The sequence below is a fragment of the Mesorhizobium sp. B2-4-17 genome, assembly GCF_006441275.1.
In the GTDB taxonomy this organism is placed as follows: Bacteria; Pseudomonadota; Alphaproteobacteria; order Rhizobiales; family Rhizobiaceae; genus Mesorhizobium.
On the sequence record NZ_VFUX01000008.1, the window covers coordinates 70794 to 90284 of the forward strand.

At 64.1% G+C, this 19491-nt stretch carries 22 protein-coding genes and 1 pseudogene; 10 read left to right on the top strand and 13 right to left on the bottom strand.

Annotation, left to right across the window (positions count from 1 at the left end; translation table 11 throughout):
• Positions 1–4: 4 nt before the first annotated feature.
• From FJ548_RS08490 to FJ548_RS08520, 7 genes and pseudogenes are all read right to left on the bottom strand, one after another.
• Complete coding sequence (locus tag FJ548_RS08490; RefSeq protein ID WP_140777644.1) at positions 5–1441, bottom strand: MFS transporter; 1437 nt, start codon at positions 1439–1441, stop codon at positions 5–7.
• 214 nt (positions 1442–1655) lie between these two features.
• A pseudogene (locus FJ548_RS08495) lies at positions 1656–2137 on the bottom strand (DUF992 domain-containing protein).
• Between the two features lie 191 nt (positions 2138–2328).
• Positions 2329–2805 (bottom strand): DUF992 domain-containing protein, encoded by a 477-nt coding sequence (locus FJ548_RS08500; protein WP_140777645.1) that lies wholly within the window; start codon positions 2803–2805, stop codon positions 2329–2331.
• Positions 2806–2998: 193 nt separating this feature from the next.
• Positions 2999–3841 (bottom strand): tetratricopeptide repeat protein, encoded by an 843-nt coding sequence (locus FJ548_RS08505; RefSeq protein WP_140609626.1) that lies wholly within the window; start codon positions 3839–3841, stop codon positions 2999–3001.
• A gap of 191 nt (positions 3842–4032) precedes the next feature.
• Entirely contained in the window at positions 4033–4296 is a 264-nt protein-coding gene (gene rpsU / locus FJ548_RS08510) for a 30S ribosomal protein S21 (RefSeq protein ID WP_008874389.1), read from the bottom strand.
• A 177-nt stretch (positions 4297–4473) separates the two neighbouring features.
• Positions 4474–4860 (bottom strand): SET domain-containing protein-lysine N-methyltransferase, encoded by a 387-nt coding sequence (locus tag FJ548_RS08515; RefSeq protein WP_140609628.1) that lies wholly within the window; start codon positions 4858–4860, stop codon positions 4474–4476.
• Positions 4861–4913: 53 nt separating this feature from the next.
• Entirely contained in the window at positions 4914–5138 is a 225-nt protein-coding gene (locus FJ548_RS08520; RefSeq protein WP_140777646.1) for a hypothetical protein, read from the bottom strand.
• Positions 5139–5275: 137 nt separating this feature from the next.
• Here FJ548_RS08520 and FJ548_RS08525 point away from each other — a divergent pair, with 137 nt between their 5' ends.
• From FJ548_RS08525 to FJ548_RS08560, 8 genes are all read left to right on the top strand, one after another.
• The gene (locus FJ548_RS08525) at positions 5276–6529 is read left to right on the top strand and encodes a sarcosine oxidase subunit beta (protein WP_140609630.1); all 1254 of its coding nucleotides are present in this window, start codon (positions 5276–5278) and stop codon (positions 6527–6529) included.
• A complete protein-coding gene (locus FJ548_RS08530; RefSeq protein ID WP_140777647.1) occupies positions 6529–6954 on the top strand; it encodes a hypothetical protein in 426 nt (141 codons plus the stop codon). Before FJ548_RS08525 ends, FJ548_RS08530 begins: the two co-directional genes overlap by 1 nt.
• 12 nt (positions 6955–6966) lie before the next feature.
• Positions 6967–7278: a sarcosine oxidase subunit delta gene (locus tag FJ548_RS08535; RefSeq protein ID WP_023810124.1), complete on the top strand. Its 312-nt coding sequence runs from the start codon at positions 6967–6969 to the stop codon at positions 7276–7278.
• On the top strand, positions 7275–10268 hold the full coding sequence (locus tag FJ548_RS08540) for a sarcosine oxidase subunit alpha (RefSeq protein ID WP_140777648.1): 2994 nt from the start codon (positions 7275–7277) through the stop codon (positions 10266–10268). Before FJ548_RS08535 ends, FJ548_RS08540 begins: the two co-directional genes overlap by 4 nt.
• On the top strand, positions 10261–10842 hold the full coding sequence (locus tag FJ548_RS08545) for a sarcosine oxidase subunit gamma (RefSeq protein WP_140777649.1): 582 nt from the start codon (positions 10261–10263) through the stop codon (positions 10840–10842). The genes FJ548_RS08540 and FJ548_RS08545 overlap by 8 nt, the downstream gene beginning before the upstream one ends.
• Before the next feature lie 59 nt (positions 10843–10901).
• Positions 10902–11153, top strand: a complete 252-nt coding sequence (locus FJ548_RS08550) for a hypothetical protein (RefSeq protein WP_140777650.1) — start codon at positions 10902–10904, stop codon at positions 11151–11153.
• Between the two features lie 79 nt (positions 11154–11232).
• On the top strand, positions 11233–12018 hold the full coding sequence (locus tag FJ548_RS08555) for a ThuA domain-containing protein (RefSeq protein WP_140777651.1): 786 nt from the start codon (positions 11233–11235) through the stop codon (positions 12016–12018).
• 45 nt (positions 12019–12063) lie between these two features.
• Positions 12064–13116 carry a Gfo/Idh/MocA family oxidoreductase gene (locus tag FJ548_RS08560; RefSeq protein WP_140777652.1) on the top strand — a complete coding sequence of 351 codons (1053 nt, stop codon included), beginning with the start codon at positions 12064–12066 and terminating at the stop codon, positions 13114–13116.
• 65 nt (positions 13117–13181) lie between these two features.
• Here the strand turns inward: FJ548_RS08560 and FJ548_RS08565 are convergent, their stop codons facing one another.
• The 6 genes from FJ548_RS08565 to FJ548_RS08585 form a co-directional block, all read right to left on the bottom strand.
• Positions 13182–13421 carry a DUF680 domain-containing protein gene (locus tag FJ548_RS08565; protein ID WP_140777653.1) on the bottom strand — a complete coding sequence of 80 codons (240 nt, stop codon included), beginning with the start codon at positions 13419–13421 and terminating at the stop codon, positions 13182–13184.
• Positions 13422–13602: 181 nt separating this feature from the next.
• Entirely contained in the window at positions 13603–14247 is a 645-nt protein-coding gene (locus FJ548_RS08570; protein WP_140777654.1) for a TetR/AcrR family transcriptional regulator, read from the bottom strand.
• A 90-nt stretch (positions 14248–14337) separates the two neighbouring features.
• The gene (locus FJ548_RS30695; protein WP_281407056.1) at positions 14338–14469 is read right to left on the bottom strand and encodes a hypothetical protein; all 132 of its coding nucleotides are present in this window, start codon (positions 14467–14469) and stop codon (positions 14338–14340) included.
• Complete coding sequence (locus FJ548_RS08575; RefSeq protein ID WP_140777655.1) at positions 14466–15500, bottom strand: phosphotransferase; 1035 nt, start codon at positions 15498–15500, stop codon at positions 14466–14468. Before FJ548_RS08575 ends, FJ548_RS30695 begins: the two co-directional genes overlap by 4 nt.
• Complete coding sequence (locus FJ548_RS08580; RefSeq protein ID WP_280175382.1) at positions 15497–15982, bottom strand: MaoC family dehydratase; 486 nt, start codon at positions 15980–15982, stop codon at positions 15497–15499. Before FJ548_RS08580 ends, FJ548_RS08575 begins: the two co-directional genes overlap by 4 nt.
• A 39-nt stretch (positions 15983–16021) precedes the next feature.
• Entirely contained in the window at positions 16022–16837 is an 816-nt protein-coding gene (locus FJ548_RS08585) for an SDR family oxidoreductase (protein WP_140609651.1), read from the bottom strand.
• 115 nt (positions 16838–16952) lie between these two features.
• Here FJ548_RS08585 and FJ548_RS08590 point away from each other — a divergent pair, with 115 nt between their 5' ends.
• Both FJ548_RS08590 and FJ548_RS08595 read left to right on the top strand, forming a co-directional pair.
• On the top strand, positions 16953–18194 hold the full coding sequence (locus tag FJ548_RS08590) for an acyl-CoA dehydrogenase family protein (RefSeq protein WP_140609653.1): 1242 nt from the start codon (positions 16953–16955) through the stop codon (positions 18192–18194).
• 58 nt (positions 18195–18252) lie between these two features.
• A complete protein-coding gene (locus tag FJ548_RS08595) occupies positions 18253–19290 on the top strand; it encodes a zinc-binding dehydrogenase (protein WP_140609655.1) in 1038 nt (345 codons plus the stop codon).
• Positions 19291–19491: the final 201 nt, after the last annotated feature.

The window sequence follows — 19491 nt, forward strand, 5'->3', positions numbered from 1 at the left end:
CAAGTCAGCCGGTGGCTTCCAGCGGCCGGCTCGCGGCCGCCGACATCCGGAGGGCGGCGAGACAGCCGAGCAGCCCAAGCGGCACGAAAGCAAGGAACAGCCAGCTCGCGACATTGGCCGCCGCGTCGTGGTTCAGTCCTTGCGAAAAACCACTGGCGTTGGCGACGATGCCGGCAAGGGCCGCACCCACGGCATAGCCGATGCGCTGCATGGTCGGCACCGCGGCCGAGGCGATGGTCTGCTCGTCGTCCGGGGCGGAGGCGACGATGACGCGGGTCAGGAATGGCCAGGCCACGCCGAAGCCGCCGCCTTGCAAAAGGGCGCAGACCAGGATCAGCGGGATCGAGCCCAGCGGTATCGTGTAGGCAAAGCCAGCTATGCCCGCGGCGATCATCAATGCGCCACAGACGATGATCAGCCGCTCACGCCGCGGCGGGGCGTTGGCGACGAGGATCGACAGGATAGACCAGGCGATCGATTCGGCGGCGATGATGTAGCCGGTGGTCAGCAGCGGAATGTCGTGCAGGCTGGTCAGCAGCAGGGGTCCGTAGACGCCGAAGGAGCAGGTCGCGATAGAAAAGGCGGCGACCATGGTCATGCCGGCGCCGACCGGTGTGCGCCACGAGAACAGCCGCGCCGGGAAAAGCCGCGAGCGCGGCTTCAGCCCGTCGATGTAGAAAAACAGCGCGAGACCCGCCAGGCCAAGCACGATCAGCAGCGAAGAGCGCAGCAGGGCGATATCGACGCCGGCCGAGGCGATCAGCACCACCGCGACGGCAAGGCAGCCGAGGGCCGCGAACGGAAAGGGCGGGGCCTTGCCCGCGCTTGTCGCGGGTTTCTTCGCCTCCGGCGTGTCGAGCACGAGGAAGCTCGCCAGCGCCATGGCGGTGCCGCCCAAGGTGAAGACGCCGAAGGCCCAGCGCCACGACAGGAGCTCGGTCATGATCGCGCCGAGCAGCGGGCCGCTGAACGCCGCGACGCCCCAGATCGCCGACATGATGCCGAAAAGCTGCGGCCAGATGGCGCGCGAAAACAGCCGCTCGACCGAGACGAAGGCCAGCGACACCAGCGCGCCGCCACCCAGCCCCTCGATCAGGCGGCCGGCAAGGAACAATTGCATGGACGGCGAGGTGGCGCAGATCAGCGCCCCGGCGGCGTAGAGCAGCGCCGCGACCACCATGGTGGTGCGCAGCGCTACATAGCTCACCAGCCGTCCGGCGGCAGCACCGGCGACGATGGCGCCAAGCTCGTAGATTGCCAGGGACCAGCCGACGAGCTGCACGCCGGCCAGTTCCCCGACCATGGCCGGCATGACGGTCGCCACCATCGTTTCATTGGTGGCGTGAAGCAGGATGCCGAGACTGATGAAGCAGAAGCGCGCCAGGTCGCCGCTCGCCCACAAGGCGCGCCAGTCGACCCTATTTGTGCTGATTTCAGCCATCTTCACCCCCGCCTCTGCATATCTCGACGCCGGCGCGTGGCACCAGAAGCCAGCAAGGCTTTCCGGCAGGACCATGCGCATCGGGATGGTGCGCCGCACCAGGCGTCGTTTGCCTGGGCGGGCTTGTAGAACCTCAACCGCGCTTGAGCTCAAGCGGTTTTTTGAGAGTGCGTTACGCGGCCGTCTCCCGCGATTGGCCGCGTTCGCGAAGCAATCAGTTCTCGGTGCTGCGCAGCTGGAACTGGCTGACGCCGATGGCGAGATTCATGCCGGTCTGGGTCTGCAGGCTGAGCGGCTGGAGGGTGAAGGCCTGCGAGGAGCCGCCGACCAAAAGATTGGCGCCGGCGCCGACGGCCGCCGTCACCTCGGCGCTGGGGCCGATATAGTCGCCCGCCAGCGCGCCGGGCGCGTAGATGTTCTTCAGCGGTGTCAGCACCAGCCATTGCATCACCGCCTGCTTCGTCGTGCCGATGTCGAGGCCGTATTTGTTGACGGCGCCGAAATAGGCTTCCGGCGCGAAGGTCTTGTCGGTCGGGTGAAGGTGCAGCTCAGATCCTTGCTCGAGCCGAAAATGAAGCCGGTGCCGCCCCCGATGGCGCATTCGAGCGTGCCGAGCTCTATTCCGCCGTCCTGCGCTTGTGCCGCGCCGGCAAGCACGGTTGCGATCACGGCAGCGGCAATGGCTGTCTTTGGCATGGCGGTCCCCCCAAAATCAAACGGCGCGGAACCATCCTATCCGGTTCCGCGCCGCAGGGTGAGGGGTCGTGGAGCTCACAGCAGTTCGCCGTGTCACGGAAACGTTGAACTGCTCTAACCCTTCGTTTTAGCGCAATTGCGGACGGGAAACCGTCTCACACTTTTCCTGTAATTGCGCGAGACCTATCCACTCACTTGAGCGAATGGATCAGCTCAAGCGAGGTCACGGCCACGGCAAGATTGACGCCGGTCTGCGCCTGGACGCTGAGTGGCTCCAGCATGAAGGCGCTATCCAAGCCGCCGACCAGCAAATTGGCGCCGCCGCCAGTGACGACGCTGGCCTCGGCGTTCACGCCATAATAGCTGCCGGCAAGGTCGCCGGCGTCGCGGTCGTGGGTCGCGGCAAGAACCGCCCAGACGAGCTGGCCCTGATGCGTCTTGCCGAGGTCGACGCCGAGCTTGGAGATGACGCCGGTGTAGATCTCCGACGGCCCGTGATGGTGGGGACGGAAAACGCAGGACACACCCTTGTTGGACGTCACGATGTAGCCGGTGCCGCCATCAATGGTGCAGTCGAGCGTGCCGAGTTGCAGCTTTCCGGCACTGGCCGGAGCGGCAGCAAACACGGTCGTGGCGAGTGCCGCGGCGCAGACGAGTCTCTTGATCATGGGGGAGGGTCCTTTCGCAAAATGCTTCGAAATAACGGCTTGGGTGACCAGTCCGTTCCGCCGAAAACTTGGCGCGAACAAGGCAAGGGCTAACGGCTTGTTGCGGGGGTTAACGCGCGGTTGATTGGCGGCGATCCGCCGCGGTGCGTGTCCTTTCGGACACGCAACCTGACCCGCAATGCTTAGCCGGCTATCAGCTGACGCGAGCGAGGCCGTCCTTGGCCGGCTGGTAGCTGGGGTTGAGGCGCACGGCTTCGTGATAGGATTTCGCCGCCTTCGCCTTGTCGCCGCGCTTCTCATAGATCAGCGCCTGGTTGGCCCAGGCCTCGGCATTCTGGCCGTCGAGCTTGATGGCCATGTTGAAATCGGAGAAGGCATTGTCCTCGTCGCCCGTCGCCAGGTAGGAGAGGCCGCGCCCGTTGTAAGGCTCCGCGGCATCAGGGGCCAGCGAGATGGCGGTCGAGAAATCCTCGATGGCGAATTTGTGCTGGCCCTGGCTCTGATAGATCAGGCCGCGATTGTGATACGCGCGGGCGTCCGTGGTGTCGAGCTGGATCGCCTTCTGGAAATCGTTGAAGGCATCCTGGGTGCGGCCCGCCTTGCGATAGAGATTGCCGCGGCCGATATAGGCGGCATCATAATTGCCGTTGATCTGGATCGAGCGGTTGTAGTCGGCAAGCGCTGCTTCCTGATTGCCGAGGAAGCGCTGGATGAGCGCGCGGTTCGAATAGGCCTGGTAGAAATTCGGATTGAGCTGGATAGCCTGGTTGAAGTCCTTGAGCGCCGCCTGGTACTGGCCGCCCCGGCCATAGGCCGAGCCTCGCACATTGTAGCCTTCGGGATCCTGGGGATTGCGCTGGATGACCGCCGACAGCGAGGAGATGTTCTCGCTCGACCCCTGCGCCTTGTCGATGTTGTTGAACTCGCCGGCCGGGCCCGACGTCTGGCAGGCGGCAAGCACCAATCCGGAAAGCAGGGCCGCTGTCAGGGCGAAACCACGCAATGCGGTCCCCCGCTCCACGCTTGTTGCGTTCATGTCTGCCCTGTCCTCACTTGCCGCGTCGTTCAGGTCCGGATCCCCCCTCCGGGCCGGTCACAATGTCATAAAGTGTCAGAGCGTATCCTGTGCGCCCAGGCGGGCGCATGTGGCTCTAAACAAAAAGGTGGCGGCGATTCCGCATCGCGCCACCTTGGTATCCTTCGAAAAGGACGAAATATTGGCGATAATCAGCGCGGCGGACGCGCTGCACCGGCAGCACCGGCAGCCACCGGACGCGGCGTCATCGGCAGCAGGCCTTCGCGCTGTGCGCGCTTACGGGCCAGCTTGCGGGCGCGGCGCACGGCTTCAGCCTTTTCGCGGGCGCGCTTCTCGGAAGGCTTCTCGTAGTGACCGCGCATCTTCATTTCGCGGAAAATGCCTTCGCGCTGCATCTTCTTCTTCAGCGCGCGAAGCGCCTGATCAACGTTATTGTCGCGGACGAGTACCTGCACGGGCAATCCTGTCTTTCGGGTTTGATATCAATAGGCAGGCGGCCATAGCCACTAGCCTCCGCAGCGGTCGACACCACGAATTGTGGCGGCTGATAGCAGAATCAGACCGCGCTGTCCACAGCCGAAATGAAGGACGGCGGCCTAATCGCCACGAATGGACAAGAGATAGGGGGCCGACTACGCCGTGGCCAGATGCAGCCGCTCAAAATCCTCGAAGAACTCGCCATAATCACAGGTGATCTCTTCGCCAATTGCAATGTCGCGGGTGGCGGTCGCGCCGCCATATTGCGAAAAGTCGGTGTTCGGCGTCGCCGAATGGTTCATGAAGCGGCCATTGTCGACCTCATAGACCATGAAACCCGGCCGATCGGGACTCGGATAGGCGTAGCGGTCGAGCAATTCCTTCAGAGGCGGCGGCGCCGCCTCGTATTTGTCCATCGGGATCAGCCGGTCGAAATCGGGATCGAGGCGCCAGATCGAGGCGCCTTTCCGGATCGGCTCGGCGGCGAACATGCCGACGCCCTCGATTGCGCTCGCGGCGACGTAGGTTCGGATCAGCATCATGGTTCCAGGACCTTTTTCGGCAAGAAGACCCGTTTCGACAGGAAACGAGATCGTCAAATCGCGCCAAAAAAGCAAGCCCGGCGGACTGGTAAAAAGTGGCGGACCAGCATCATCGCCTCGAAGCCCTTCACGTCCGGCTGATCGAGACCGCCGTCGGCAAACAGCGCGATGCCCGTGGTGAAGCTCGAGGCATCGGATGGCCTGGCGGTAGCCGGGATCGGGCGGGCGACCCGAAACCGGCCAATGTGCCGATGCCTAGCGGGCGTCTTTTTCACCACGGCGCAAAACGGCAAGCGCCGTCGCAAACAGCGCAAGGGTGGCAGCGCTGTTTCGCTAGTGATACACCTCGCGCGCCGGGGCCGAGTGAATGCCCCTGCGCCATTTTGCGAGACCTTTTTGGCGAGAGGCTGGGACGTTGAAAAAATATTCGGTATTCGCCATCGCCCGCGAGGCCATGCGCGGCCATAAGGGCTGGGAGGAGCAATGGTCCTCGCCCGAGCCCAAGAAGGAATACGACGTCATCATCGTCGGCGCCGGCGGCCATGGCCTGGCCACCGCCTATTATCTCGCCACGGTGCACGGCATCACCAATGTCGCGGTGCTGGAAAAGGGCTGGCTGGGCGGCGGCAACACCGGCCGCAACACCACCATCATCCGCTCCAATTATCTCTATGACGAGAGCGCCGGCATCTATGACCACGCGCTGAAGCTGTGGGATGGACTGAGCCAGGAGCTCAACTACAACGTCATGTATTCGGCGCGCGGCGTCATGATGCTCGCCCACAATGTGCACGACATCCAGGTGCTGAAGCGCCATGTCCATGCCAACCGGCTGAACGGCATCGACAATGAATGGCTGACACCAGAGCAGGCCAAGGAATTCTGTCCGCCGCTCAACACCTCGAAAGATGCGCGCTACCCGGTGGTGGGTGCGGCGCTGCAGCGCCGTGGCGGCACCGCGCGTCATGATGCCGTCGCCTGGGGCTATGCGCGCGGCGCTTCGGCGCGCGGCGTCCACATCATCCAGAATTGCGAGGTGACCGGGGTCAAGCGGGCACCGAACGGCGCGGTCACCGGCGTCGAGACGACACGCGGCTTCATCGGCGCCAAGAAGGTCGGCGTCGTCGCCGCCGGACACTCCTCGGTGATCATGAACATGGCCGGTGTGCGTATGCCGCTGGAGAGCTATCCGCTGCAGGCGCTGGTGTCGGAGCCGATCAAGCCGGTGGTGCCCTGCGTGGTGATGTCGAACACCGTGCATGCCTACATCTCGCAGTCCGACAAGGGCGAACTGGTGATCGGCGCCGGCACCGACCAGTATGTCTCCTATTCGCAGACCGGCGGCCTGCACATATTGCAGCATACGCTCGACGCCATCTGCGAGATGTTCCCGATCTTCACGCGCATGAAGATGCTGCGCTCGTGGGGCGGCATCGTCGACGTGACGCCCGACCGCTCGCCGATCCTGGCCAAGACGCCGGTGCCCGGCCTCTACGTGAATTGCGGCTGGGGCACAGGCGGCTTCAAGGCGACGCCGGGCTCGGGCCATGTCTTCGCCCACACCATCGCCAAGGACGATCCGCATCCGATCAACGCGCCCTTCACCATCGAACGCTTCCGCACCGGCCGTCTTATCGACGAGGCGGCAGCGGCGGCGGTGGCGCACTGATGATGGCCGAAATGGCTGTCGCGATGCCGCTGATGCTGGCGGGGGAACAGGGGATGTTCCATTTTCCGACGCCGGAAGAAGTGCGGCTGCAGCCGATCAGCCGCGCCGGCAACGAGACCGCATGGCCGTTTTCGATCGACGAGGGAATGCTCGCCTGTGTGTGGAGCGCCGGCCAGAAAGTCGTGATGTTCTTTGAAGGCCGGCCGGAAGGCCTGGACGAGGACGAGAATTTGAAACCGCGCGGCGGCGTCATCGTCACCACGGACCCGATGCAATTGACACTCGGCAACATGGCCAATCGCGACCTGTTTCGTGCCTCGGCTAGCGTCGAGGAGCGGCTGCGGCTCGTCGCTCCCTTCATGACAATGGGCCAGAAGCTTTGCGACCAACCCGCCGGCGCCCGCGTCGGCCATGGCGAATTGTAGGATCAACGAAAAATGCTTCTCATCCGCTGCCCCTATTGCGAGGAAGAGCGCCCGGAACTCGAGTTCCGCAACGCCGGCGAGGCGCATATAGCGCGTTCGGCCAACATGGCCGGCGAGAGCGACGACGATTTCGAGAAGTTCTTCTTCATCCGCTCGAACCCCAAGGGCATCATCTACGAGCGCTGGCGACACATGCATGGCTGCGCCCGCTTCTTCAATGCCGTGCGTGACACCGTGACCGACAAGTTCGTCATGACCTACAAGGCCGGCGAGCCGAAACCCACCAAGCTGCCCAAAAACTCCAACGAAGTGGTTGCCAAATGAGCGGCGCATTCCGCATTCCGAGCGCCGGTCGCCTCAGCCAGGCCAAGACCGCGCGGTTCAGCTTCGACGGCCGGTCCTATAGCGGCATCGAGGGCGACACGCTGGCCTCGGCACTGCTTGCCAATGGCGTGCATCTGGTCGGTCGCTCGTTCAAATACCACCGGCCGCGCGGCGTGCTGTCCGCCGGCGCGGAAGAGCCCAACGCGCTGGTGCAGATCGTACGCGACGACGCGCGCAAGACGCCCAATGTGCGCGCGACCGTGCAGGAGCTCTATGACGGGCTCGCCGCCAACTCGCAGAACCGCTGGCCGTCGCTCGCCTTCGATGTCGGCGCGGTCAACGACATCGCGTCGCCGATGTTTTCGGCCGGCTTCTACTACAAGACCTTCATGTGGCCGAAGGCGGCCTGGAAGAGCCTCTACGAGCCCAAGATCCGCGAAGCCGCCGGCCTTGGCGTTTCTCCGAACAAGCCTGATCCCGATCATTATTCCTCGCGCTATGCTCATTGCGACGTGCTGGTGCTGGGCGGCGGTGCCGCCGGCATCGCGGCGGCACTTGCGGCGGCCGAGACCGGCGTACGCGTCATCCTGGCCGACGAGCAGGCCGAGTTCGGCGGCAGCCTGCGTTTCGAGAGTGGAGCGAAGATCGATGGCCAGGACGGTTTTGCCTGGGCGCAAGCGGCCATCGCCAGGCTGAGCGCGATGGACAATGTCCGCGTGCTGCCGCGCACCACGGCGTTCGGCTACTACGCACAGAATTTCGTCGCCCTGGTCGAGCGCGTCAGCGATCATTTGAAAGCCCCTGGCCATGATCTGCCACGCGAACGGCTCTGGCAGGTCCGCGCCAAGCGCGTCGTGCTGGCCTCCGGCGCCATCGAGCGCCATATGGTGTTCGCCAATAATGACCGGCCGGGCATCATGCTGGCGGGCGCGGCGCGCACCTTCCTCAACCACTATGGCGTGGCCGTTGGCAGGAATGTCGGCGTCTACACCGCCAATGACTCGGCTTACGCGGCGGCGATCGACCTGAAGAAGGCCGGCGTCAACGTCGCGGCGATCGTCGACCTGCGCGACAATCCGACCGGTCCGGTGATCGACGAGGCAAGGGCGCTCGGCATCGAGATCAATTTCGGCCGCGCGGTGATCCGCGCCGGCGGCAAACTGCGCGTGTCGTCGATGACGGTGCAGCCGAAGAATGGCGGCGGCGAGCGCACCATCCCCGTCGATGCAATCCTGATGTCGGCCGGCTGGACGCCGTCGGTCCATTTGTTCTCGCAGTCGCGCGGCAAGGTCGCCTTCAACGACGAGACCCAGCGCTTCGTGCCGGGCACTTATGCGCAGGACTGCGTCTCGGTCGGCGCTTGCAACGGCACCGACGGCTTGTCGGCCACGGTGGACGAGGCCTATGCGGCGGGCGCCAAGGCGGCCAAGGATGCCGGCGCCAAAACCGCCAAGGGCATGAAGCCGAAGGTCGATGCCTCGGAGAACTGGTCGCGCGGCATGCTGGGCGCCGCGCCGGGGGCCGGGCCGGACACGACGGTGAAAGCCTTTGTCGATTTCCAGAACGACGTTACCGCCAAGGACATCCGCCAGGCGGTGCATGAAGGCATGCGCTCGATCGAGCACGTCAAGCGCTTCACCACCAACGGCATGGCGACCGACCAGGGCAAGACCTCCAACATGCATGGACTGGCGATCGCGGCGGAAACGCTGGGCAAGCCGATCCCGGAGGTCGGCCTGACCACGTTCCGCGCGCCTTACACGCCTGTCACCTTCGGCGCGATCGTCAGCCATGCGCGCGGGCCGCTGTTCGATCCGACGCGCAAGACGGCGATCCATCCGTGGGCAGAGGCACATGGTGCCGTGTTCGAGGATGTCGGCCAGTGGAAGCGCGCCTGGTATTTCCCCAAGGCCGGCGAAGACATGCATGCCGCGGTCGACCGCGAATGCGTCGCCGTCCGTAACCAGGCAGGCCTGTTCGACGCCTCGACACTGGGCAAGATCGAAGTGGTCGGGCCGGATGCCGCCAAGTTCATGGAACTGCTCTACACCAACCCGTGGGAGAAGCTGGAGCCCGGCCGTTGCCGCTATGGCATCATGCTGCGCGAGGACGGCTTCATCTATGATGACGGCGTCGTCGGCAGGCTGGCGCCGGACCGTTTCCACGTGACGACGACGACTGGTGGCGCACCGCGCGTCATGAACCATATGGAGGACTATCTCCAGACCGAATTCCCGCATTTGAATGTCTGGCTGACCTCGATCACCGAGCAATGGGCGGTCATCGCCGTGCAGGGGCCGAGCGCGCGGAAGATTATCGAACCCTTGGTCGAAGGCATAGACATGTCCGACGAGGCGCTGCCGCATATGTCGGTGCGCGAAGGCAAGATCTGCGGCGTGCCGACCAGGCTGTTCCGCATGTCGTTCACCGGCGAGCGCGGCTTCGAGGTCAACGTGCCGGCCGATTACGGCCAGGCCGTATGGGCGGCGCTGTGGGCCGAAGGCCAGAAGCATGGCGCCACCGCCTACGGAACCGAGGCCATGCACGTGCTGCGCGCCGAGAAGGGCTACATCATCGTCGGCCAGGACACGGATGGCACGGTGACGCCGAACGACGCCGGTCTCGACTGGGCGGTCGGCAAGAAAAAGACCGACTTCGTCGGCATCAGGGGCATGATGCGGCCGGACCTGGTCGCCAAGGGCCGCAAGCAACTGGTTGGCCTCAAGACCAAGGATCCCAAGGTGGTTCTGGAAGAGGGCGCGCAGATCGTCGAGGATCCCAAACAGGCGATCCCGATGAAGATGATCGGCCATGTCACCTCGAGCTACTGGTCGCAGAATTGCGGCCGTTCCATAGCGTTGGCGCTGGTCGCCGGCGGCCGTGACCGGATGGGCGACACGCTTTACGTGCCGATGCCGAACGGGTTGATCGAAGTGGAGGTTACCGGCATGGTGTTCTTCGACGAGACGGGAGGGCGCCTCAATGGCTAAGGCTGCTGCAAAGACCACCGCGACGGCTTCGCCTTCGGCCGAGCGGCGTCCGGCATTGGCCGGGCGCAGTGTTTCCGCAACCGGTGTCAAGGTCGAGGTGCTGCCGCCGGCGGAACGCATCTCGCTGCGCGCGCCGGAGGCTTCCGTCGCTGCCCTGTCAAAGGCGCTCGGCGTGACCTTGCCGAAGAAGCCGAAGACTTCAACGTCGAAAGCCGGGCGCACGGCGCTTTGGCTTGGGCCGGACGAATGGCTTGTCATTGACGAGGCCGGCAAAGACCCGCTCGCCGATTGCGCAGGGGTTTCCGCCTTGCATTCGTCGGTCGGCATCTCGCATCGCAACATTGCCATAGCCGTCACCGGTCCGGCGGCCGAAGCCGCGATCAATTCAGGCTGCCCGCAGGATCTGTCGCTCGACGCATTTCCGGTGGGCGCAGCCTCGCGCACCATTCTCGGCAAGGCAGAGATCGTGCTGTTGCGTACGGCCAACGACGCCTTCCGGGTCGAATGCTGGCGTTCCTTCTCGGACTATGTCTTTACTTTTCTGTCCGAGGGAGCCCGCGACGCCGCCGGCTGACCCCGGAACGTTTGCCGCCAGCATTCGTTGTGCGGCGACAGGTCGAGGGAGAAATGCCGATGCCGTCGAAGTCCGCGCCGAAATCGCCCAGGAAAGCCACAGCGGAAACCATAGCGAAAACGGCGGCGGTTCGCTCGTTTGAACATGAGCGGCATCACGAGGCCAACGCTGAAGAGGAACTCGAGGAGGGTCTCGAGGACACGTTCCCGGCCAGCGATCCGGTGTCCATCACCGGGTCGGCCATTCCGGGCGGGCCGGCGAAACCCGGCAAGGCCAAGACCGTCCCCGGACGCAAGGCTCGCCAGCCCTGATGTTGAGAAAATTTTGGTCGAGAGGCATCTTCCCAGCACATCAGTGGATGCGATATTCAAAGCGCTTTGGAGAGGGAAAATGACGATAAGAGCCATTGTCTGGGGCGAGAACGTCCACGAACAGACCAATGCCGCCGTGCGCGGCCTCTATCCCCTGGGCATGCATGGCACTATCGCGGCCGCGCTCAACCAGGACAAGGGCATCGAGGCGACCGCCGCCACCTTGCAGGAACCGGAGCATGGCCTGAGCGAAAAGCGCCTTGCCGCCACCGACGTGCTTCTATGGTGGGGGCATGCAGCGCATGGCGAGGTCAAGGATGAGGTCGTCGAGCGCGTGCAGAAGCGGGTCTGGGAAGGCATGGGGCTGATCGTGCTCCATTCCGGCCACTACTCGAAGATATTCAAGCGGCTGATGGGCACGCCCTGCTCGCTGAAATGGCGCGAGGCGGGCGAGCGCGAGCGCGTCTGGGCGATCAACCGCGGTCACCCGATCGCGCAAGGCATCGGCGAATGCCTGGAGATCGGCGAGACCGAAATGTATGGCGAGCCGTTCGCGGTGCCGGAGCCGCTCGAGACAGTGTTCATCTCCTGGTATGAGGGCGGCGAGGTGTTCCGGTCGGGGCTGACCTATCAGCGCGGCGCCGGCCGCATCTTTTATTTCTCGCCCGGCCACGAGACCTATCCGATCTATCACAATGAGGGCGTGCAGCAGGTGCTGCGCAACGCCGTGCACTGGGCGCACAACCCGGCACCGGCATGGGCCGGCATCACTGATGCGCCCAACGTGCCGGCCGACAAGGCCAAGGAGAAGATTGTCCAAAAGGGCCTACGCCTGCATGCCGACGGCGACAAGGGCCTGAGCTGATCGGGGCTGAGTTGCCTGGGGTGAGTTGATGAGGGGCTTGGGCCGATGACACACAGGCTGCTTCTGCTTGGCACCGGCGGCATTGCCGGGCATCACGTCGACGAATTTGCAGCGATTCCCGGCTGCACGATCGTCGCTTGTGTCGATCAGGTGCCGGGCCGCGCGGCGGCGTTTGCCGCCGCCAACAGGATCGGCGATTTCTTCGAGAGCCTGGAGGCGGCGATCGCCTGGGGGCAGTTCGATGCTGCCATCAATGCGACGCCGGACGGCGTGCACAAGGCAACGACGCTGGCCCTGCTGGCTACGGAAAAGCACATTTTCTGCGAAAAGCCTCTGGCGCCGAACCACGCCGATGCGCTGGCCATGACGGAAGCGGCCGAGGCGGCCGGGGTCGTCAACATGGTCAACCTGACCTATCGCAACTCGCCCGCGATCCAGGAAGCGCGGCGCATGGTGCAGGCCGGCGAGATCGGCGATTTGCGCCATGTCGAGGCGAGCTACAAGCAGAGTTGGCTGGTCAGCAAATCCTGGGGCGACTGGCGGGTCGAGGACAAATGGCTATGGCGCCTGTCGAGCCGGCATGGTTCGACAGGCGTGCTGGGCGATGTCGGTATCCACATACTGGACTTCGCCACCTACGGCGCGGCGGAGGATATCGTCAGTCTCCATGCCGATCTGGTGACGTTTCCCAAGGCCGACGGCGACCGGATCGGCGACTACGTGCTGGATGCCAATGACAGCGTGGCGATGACGGCGCGGCTGAAGTCGGGCGCCCTCGCCACGATCGTGGCGAGCCGCTACATGACCGGCAACACCAATGAGCTGTCGCTGGCCATGCACGGCACCAAGGGAGCCATCAAGGTCGAGACCGATGGCAAGGTATCAAGCCTGTCAGCTTGCCTCGGCAAGGATGTCGACCAGCAACGCTGGCGGACGCTGACGCCGCCGGATGTCAAGCGCAACGCCCGGCGCTTTGCCGAAGCGCTGAACACCGGCCTCAACGGCGATCCGTCCTTCCGGCGCGCCGCCGACATGCAGAAGCTGATCGACGCGGCCTTTGAGAGTTCTGCTGCCAGGCGACCGCTGACGATCGCCTGATAGGGTCGTTCGGAGAGCCAGTTCCGGCCCCAAGGGCTCCGTGGCCCCTTTTCGATGGCCGTGGATCAGAAGTTCGGCACGATCCACGGATTGATGTCGATGCCGAGCCGCGGGCTCTTGCCTTCGGTCGAGCTGGTGGTCGTTTTTTCGATCGATCCCGTCGCGCTGCAGTCAAGCTTCGCATGGGTCTTGGTGTCAACGCAGGTTACGGCAGGCGCCTGCTTGACCGGCTGGGCGGCGCTGGCGGCGAAGGCCGAGCCCGAAAGTGCCAGCACGGCGGCTAGGGTGAGGAGGGTCTTTTTCATTGTCAGTTTCCGTTTTCGACGGGCGAATTCTGTTCGTACATGTACGATATGCCTTACAAATACGCCCGTCGATCCGGAAGTTCAAGCCAAAATCGTACGCGTACGGTAAATTTTTGTTAACCCAAAAATTGCCCCGGTTTGGCCGGGATGACGGGGAGATCGGGAATGGAAGAAGCGACTGTCAGCAGGTGACCGGTGTCTCGGTCAGGGGCGGCACATCTTGCGTGCTCAGCGTCGCAAGGGTGAAATCGCACATCCGCTTTACAAAAGCCTGCGGGTCGCCGAAGGGGTAGAAGGGAAAGGTGATCAGCAGCGAGATGGTACCGTGGCCGACAGCCCACAGCATGGTGGCGATGGCGCGCGGATCGCCCCGCAATTTGCCGGCGGCGACGCAGGCTTCGACCCGCTTGATGAGCACCTTCATCGCCGGGTTGCCTTCCTCCATATCCTTATAGCTTCGGCCTTCCGGCGGCTTGGTTTTTTCGGTCATGAAGACGGTGCGGTATTCATTGGGGTTGCCGAGCCCGAACGCGGCATACTCGGTCATCACAGCCTGCAAGGCCTCGATCGGATCGTCGGACGGGTGCTCCTCGATGCGTCGGGCAAGCGTCTCGAACGCATCTTCGGCCAGCGCGAACAGGATGTCCTGCTTGTCGGCGAAATAGGAATAGACCGACATCGGCGCATAGCCGACCCGCTTGGCCAGCTTGCGGATGGTCAGGCCTTCATAACCTTCTTCCTGGACGAGCTTGTGCGCGGCCTCGACGAGCTCGGAGCGCAGTTCGGCCTTTTGTTTTTCGCGGCGTTTCTGGACGCTCAGCGGCAAGTCTGGTGCCTCTTTTGGTTGGTGTACGTGGCTAATTATATACGCTGTACGGAAACGAACAAGGGCATCGCCTGTTCCCAAGCGGCAGGATCAGATGGCGCCGACGCCGCCATCGACGGCCAGTGCGTGCCCGGTCATGAAGGAGCCTTTCGCGGCACCGCGGCCGAGACCTCCGGCGGCACCCGTGATCAGCACCGTTGCTCCCTCAAAGCTGTCCGTCATGCCTTGTCCTCAATCAGTCTGGCGGCGAGATGCGAAAGCAGCTTCACCGCCTCGCCGTAGGTTTTGGCCTTTTCAGGATTGGAGGCGTTGCCGTCGAGCGCCCGCTTGTAGACGCCCTGGCAGATCGCGGCCAGCCTGAAGAAGGAGAAGGCGAGGAAGAAGGTCCAGTTGCCGATGCCGGAGAGCCCGCGCCGGCGACAGTAGGCCGCGACGTAGTCCTCTTCCGAGGGCAGCCCGAGGGCGGCGCGGTCGATACCGCCCAAGCCGCGAAAGCCGGAGGCGTGCGGCAGGCGCCATTGCATGCACTGATAGGCGATGTCGGCGAAGGGGTGGCCCAATGTCGACAGTTCCCAATCAAGCACCGCCAGCACCTTTGGCCGGTCCGGCGCGAAGATCAGATTGTCCAGCCGATAGTCGCCATGCACCAGCGATATCAGGCCATCATCGGCGGGCATATGCGTTTCCAGCCAGGCGATCAGCTGGTCCATTTCGGCGATGGTGCCGGTTTCCGAGGCACGGTACTGGCTGGTCCAACGTGCCAGCTGGCGCTCGAAATAATTGCCCGGCCGGCCGAAATCGGACAGGCCCACGGCCTCGACGTCGACATCGTGCAGGGCCGCGAGCGTGGCGTTCGTGGTATCGTAGATCGCGGCGCGCTCGTCATTGTCGCGCGCCTCCGGCAGTGCCGGATCCCAGAAGATGCGGCCGTCGAGGAAATCCATGACGTAGAACATGCGGCCGATCGGCGACTCCTCGGCCGACAGATGCAGCATTTTCGGCACCGGCACGGCGGTGCCGGAAAGCGCTTTCATCACGCGGAATTCGCGGTCGACCTGATGCGCCGATTTCAGCAACCGCCCCGGTGGCTTGGCGCGCAGCACATAGCGGCCGCTGGCCGCCTTAAGAAGATAGGTCGGGTTGGACTGGCCGGATTTGAATTTCTCGATCGTGGCGAGCCCCGAAAAGCCCGGTATTGCCGCCTCAAGGTAAGGCGCGAGCGCTGCCTGGTCGAGCGCGTTGGCGTCGTTCATGCGGTCTCGGGCTGGCGTTCGATCAGGGTCAGCGTCAGCCAGCGGGCGGTCAGCGCCGGTTTCTTCGATCCCTCGATCTCAATCGTCACATCGTGCGCTGTCTGCACCCAGCCCGACGGCCGGACCTTGACGTCGGCCAGCACGAAATGGGTGCGGATACGGGCGCCGGTCTTTACCGGGGCCAGAAAGCGCAGCGAATCGAAGCCGTGATTGACCCCCATCTTGCCATTTTCCAGCGGTGGCATGGTCTCGAAGGTCATCGCCGACAACAGCGACAGCGACAGAAAGCCATGCGCGATGGTGCCGCCGAACGGCGTCTCGCGCTTGGCCCGCTCCGGATCGCAGTGGATGAACTGATGGTCGTCCGTAGCGTCGGCGAACTGGTCGATCATGCGTTGCGTGACCACACGCCACGGTGAGACGCCGACTTCCTTGCCGACACTGGCCAGAAGCACATCGAGACTGATCGGTTCCACGCTCATGTCCTCCAGTTCATCTCCGGCTTCTGCGGCCGGAACATGTCATTCCTTGAACAGGGTCAATCCATGCTGCACCGACTGCCCGCCGTCGATCGGCAGGATGGCGCCGGTGACATAGTTGCCCGCACGGCTGCACAAATAGAGCGTTGCGCCGGCAATGTCATCTGGCGCGCCGATGCGGCCGATCGGGACGTGGCTGCCGACATGCCTGGCCTGTTCATCCGTGCCGGTGGCAAACGCCGTCATGCGACTCTGGAAAGGCCCCGGCGCGAAGGCGTTGACGGTGATGCGGCGGGCGGCGAACTCAAGCGCCAACGTGCGTGTCAGATGATGAACGGCGGCCTTGGAGGCGGCGTAGGAATAGGCATCGTCGGCCAAGGGCTGCGTGCCCATCACCGAACCCAGATTGATCACCCGGGCCGGATCGTCGTCGCTGGCGGCCGCTTCGAGCAGCGGCAGCAATTCGCGCGTCAGATGGAAGACCGCGGTGACATTGACGCCGAACACCTTGGCCCAGGCCGAGTAGGGAAAACTCTCCAGCGGCGCGCCCCAGGAAACGCCGGCATTGTTGACGAGGATATCGAGCCTGTCGGTCCGCGCCTTGACCTCGGCGACGAGCGCCGCAATGCCGGCTTCGCTGGAGACGTCGCCGGCAAAGCCCTCGGCGCGGCCAGAAGCGCCGAGCGCGTTCAACTCGCCGGCGACCTTGATGCAATCCTCGCCCTTGCGCGACGCGATCATCACGCTGGCTCCCGCCCTGACCAGCGCGGTCGCCGCCATGCGGCCGATGCCGGTCGCCGCTCCCGTCACCAGCGCGGTCTTGCCGGCTACCGCAAACAGCTCGTCGAGATAGCTCATCACAATCCTCCGCGCTCGGCATGCGGGCAAACGGTTCGCGTTGACAAGGCTATCCGAAGTGCGGTCATCCTTGCCACTGACAAAATGCCCGGCTTGCATGAAGGGTTAGCGACCGATGACGGAGATGAATCTCGGCATGACCGAGCGGCTGAAGCCGATCCACACGCGTGTCGCGGCCATGGTGCGCGACGAGATCATGCCGCTCGACAAGGAATTCCTGGGCGAAGTCGGCAAGGCGGGCGACCGCTGGGTCTACAGCAAGCGCCAAAGCGAAATCCTGGAAGGGCTGAAGAAGACCGCGAGAGAGCGCGGCCTTTGGAATTTCTGGCTGACCGGCTCGGGACGCGGCTATGGCCTTTCCACTGTCGAATACGCCTATCTTGCAGAAGAAATGGGCAAGGCGCATCTCGGCGCCGAGACCTTCAACTGCTCGGCGCCCGACACCGGCAATATGGAGGTGCTGGAGCGCTATGGCACGGCCGAGCACAAGATGACCTGGCTCGAGCCGCTTTTGGATGGAAAAATCCGCTCGGCCTATCTGATGACCGAGCCGGATGTCGCCTCGTCCGACGCCACCAACATTTCGATGCGCTGCGAGCGGCAGGGCGACGACTATGTGCTCAATGGCGAGAAATGGTGGGCATCGGGCGCGGGCGATCCGCGCTGCGCCATCTACATCGTCATGGTGCGGACTGGCGGCGACGGGGAGCCACAGCACCGCCGCCATTCGATGATCCTGGTGCCTGCCGGCGCGAAAGGCGTGACCAAGGTCCGCGCCATGCAGGTCTATGGCGACGATGACGCACCGCATGGCCACATGCACCTTCGCTTCGACAATGTCCGGGTACCGGCATCGAACCTGATACTCGGCGAGAGCAGGGGGTTCGAGATCGCGCAGGGCCGGCTCGGCCCCGGCCGTATCCATCATTGCATGCGCGCCATCGGCCAGGCCGAGATGGCGCTGGAGATGCTGTGCCAGCGCTCGGTGCGCCGCGAGGCCTTCGGCCAGCCCCTGGCGAAACTCGGCGCCAATTTCGACATTATCGCCGAATGCCGCATGGAGATCGAGATGGCCCGGCTGCTGTGCCTCAAGGCGGCGTGGATGATCGACCAGGGCGATGCGCGCGCCGCGGCTCCCTGGATCAGCCAGATCAAGGTGATCGCACCGCGCGTCGCGCTGAAAGTCACCGACGAGGCGGTGCAGATGTTCGGGGCGCAAGGCATCAGCCAGGACACGCCGCTGGCCCGCTCGTGGACGCATCTCAGAACCTTGCGCCTTGCCGATGGGCCGGACGCCGTGCATCGGCGGCAGGTGGCGCGCACGGAGCTGAAGAAATACACACAGGAGAAGATCTGAGCGCCCGGTCAATCCCGGCCCGTTGCGATCTCTCCGCCAGCAAAGAAGGATTATTCCGATGACCGTCCCGTCCCAGATGAAGGCACTGCTGCTTGTCGGTGATGGTTACACCAAGACGCCGAGCGGCAGCATGCTTGAGGCAATGGAGCCTTATCTTCAGCCGGGCAGCATCGCGGTGCCAACGCCGGGACCGAGCCAGGCGCTGATCAAGGTCAGTCTGGCTTCGATCAATCCATCCGATGTCGCCTTCATCAAGGGCCAGTATGGCCAGCCGCGCGCCAAGGGCCGGCCGGCCGGCTTCGAGGGCGTCGGCACCGTCGTGGCCGGCGGCGACGAGCCTTACCCCAAGAGCCTTGTCGGAAAGCGCGTGGCCTTCGCCACAGGACTCAGCAACTGGGGCTCGTGGGCCGAGTATGCCGTTGCCGAGGCGGCGGCCTGCATTCCGCTCCTCGATACGGTGCGCGACGAGGACGGTGCGGCGATGATCGTCAATCCGCTTACCGCGATCGCCATGTTCGACATCGTCAAGCAGGAGGGCGAAAAGGCCTTCGTCATGACTGCCGGCGCCAGCCAGCTCTGCAAGCTGATCATCGGCCTGGCCAGGGAGGAGGGGTTCCGGGCTGTCGTCACCGTGCGCCGCGATGAGCAGATCGCTCTTCTGAAGGAGATCGGCGCTGCCCATGTGCTCAACGAGAGGGCGCCGGATTTCGAAGCCTCGCTGCGCGAGGTGATGAAGGCCGAACAGCCACGCATCTTGCTGGACGCGGTCACCGGTCCGCTGGCGTCAGCCATCTTCAATGCGATGCCGAAACGGGCGCGGTGGATCATCTATGGCCGGCTCGATCCCGACCCCACCATCATCCGCGAGCCCGGCCAGCTGATCTTCCAGCACAAACATATCGAAGGCTTCTGGCTGAGCGAATGGATGCGGCAATACAAGGATCGGCGCGGTCCTGCGATCCTGGAAGCCCAGAAGCGTTTCTCCGACGGACGCTGGTCGACCGACGTGACGGCTGTCGTGCCGCTCGCCGAGGCGGTGACGCGGGTGCCGGGTGAACTGGCCAAGCCGAACGGCAAGGTTTTCATCCGGCCTTGAGGCCATTCGGAGCTGCGCCGGAAGTTTCAATGCGAGGCTTTCAGGGCTTTTCCGAGCCAGGCCGCGGTGCATGGCCGTCGCCGGCAGTTCGCGAAGTTGATGGCCGTGTCCTTCAGCCCCTATGCCAATTCGCTTTGTCCGTGATATGCCGCCGCCATCGAAATGCCGGACGGCGCGGGCAAGGGCCTGTTCTGAAGTGGT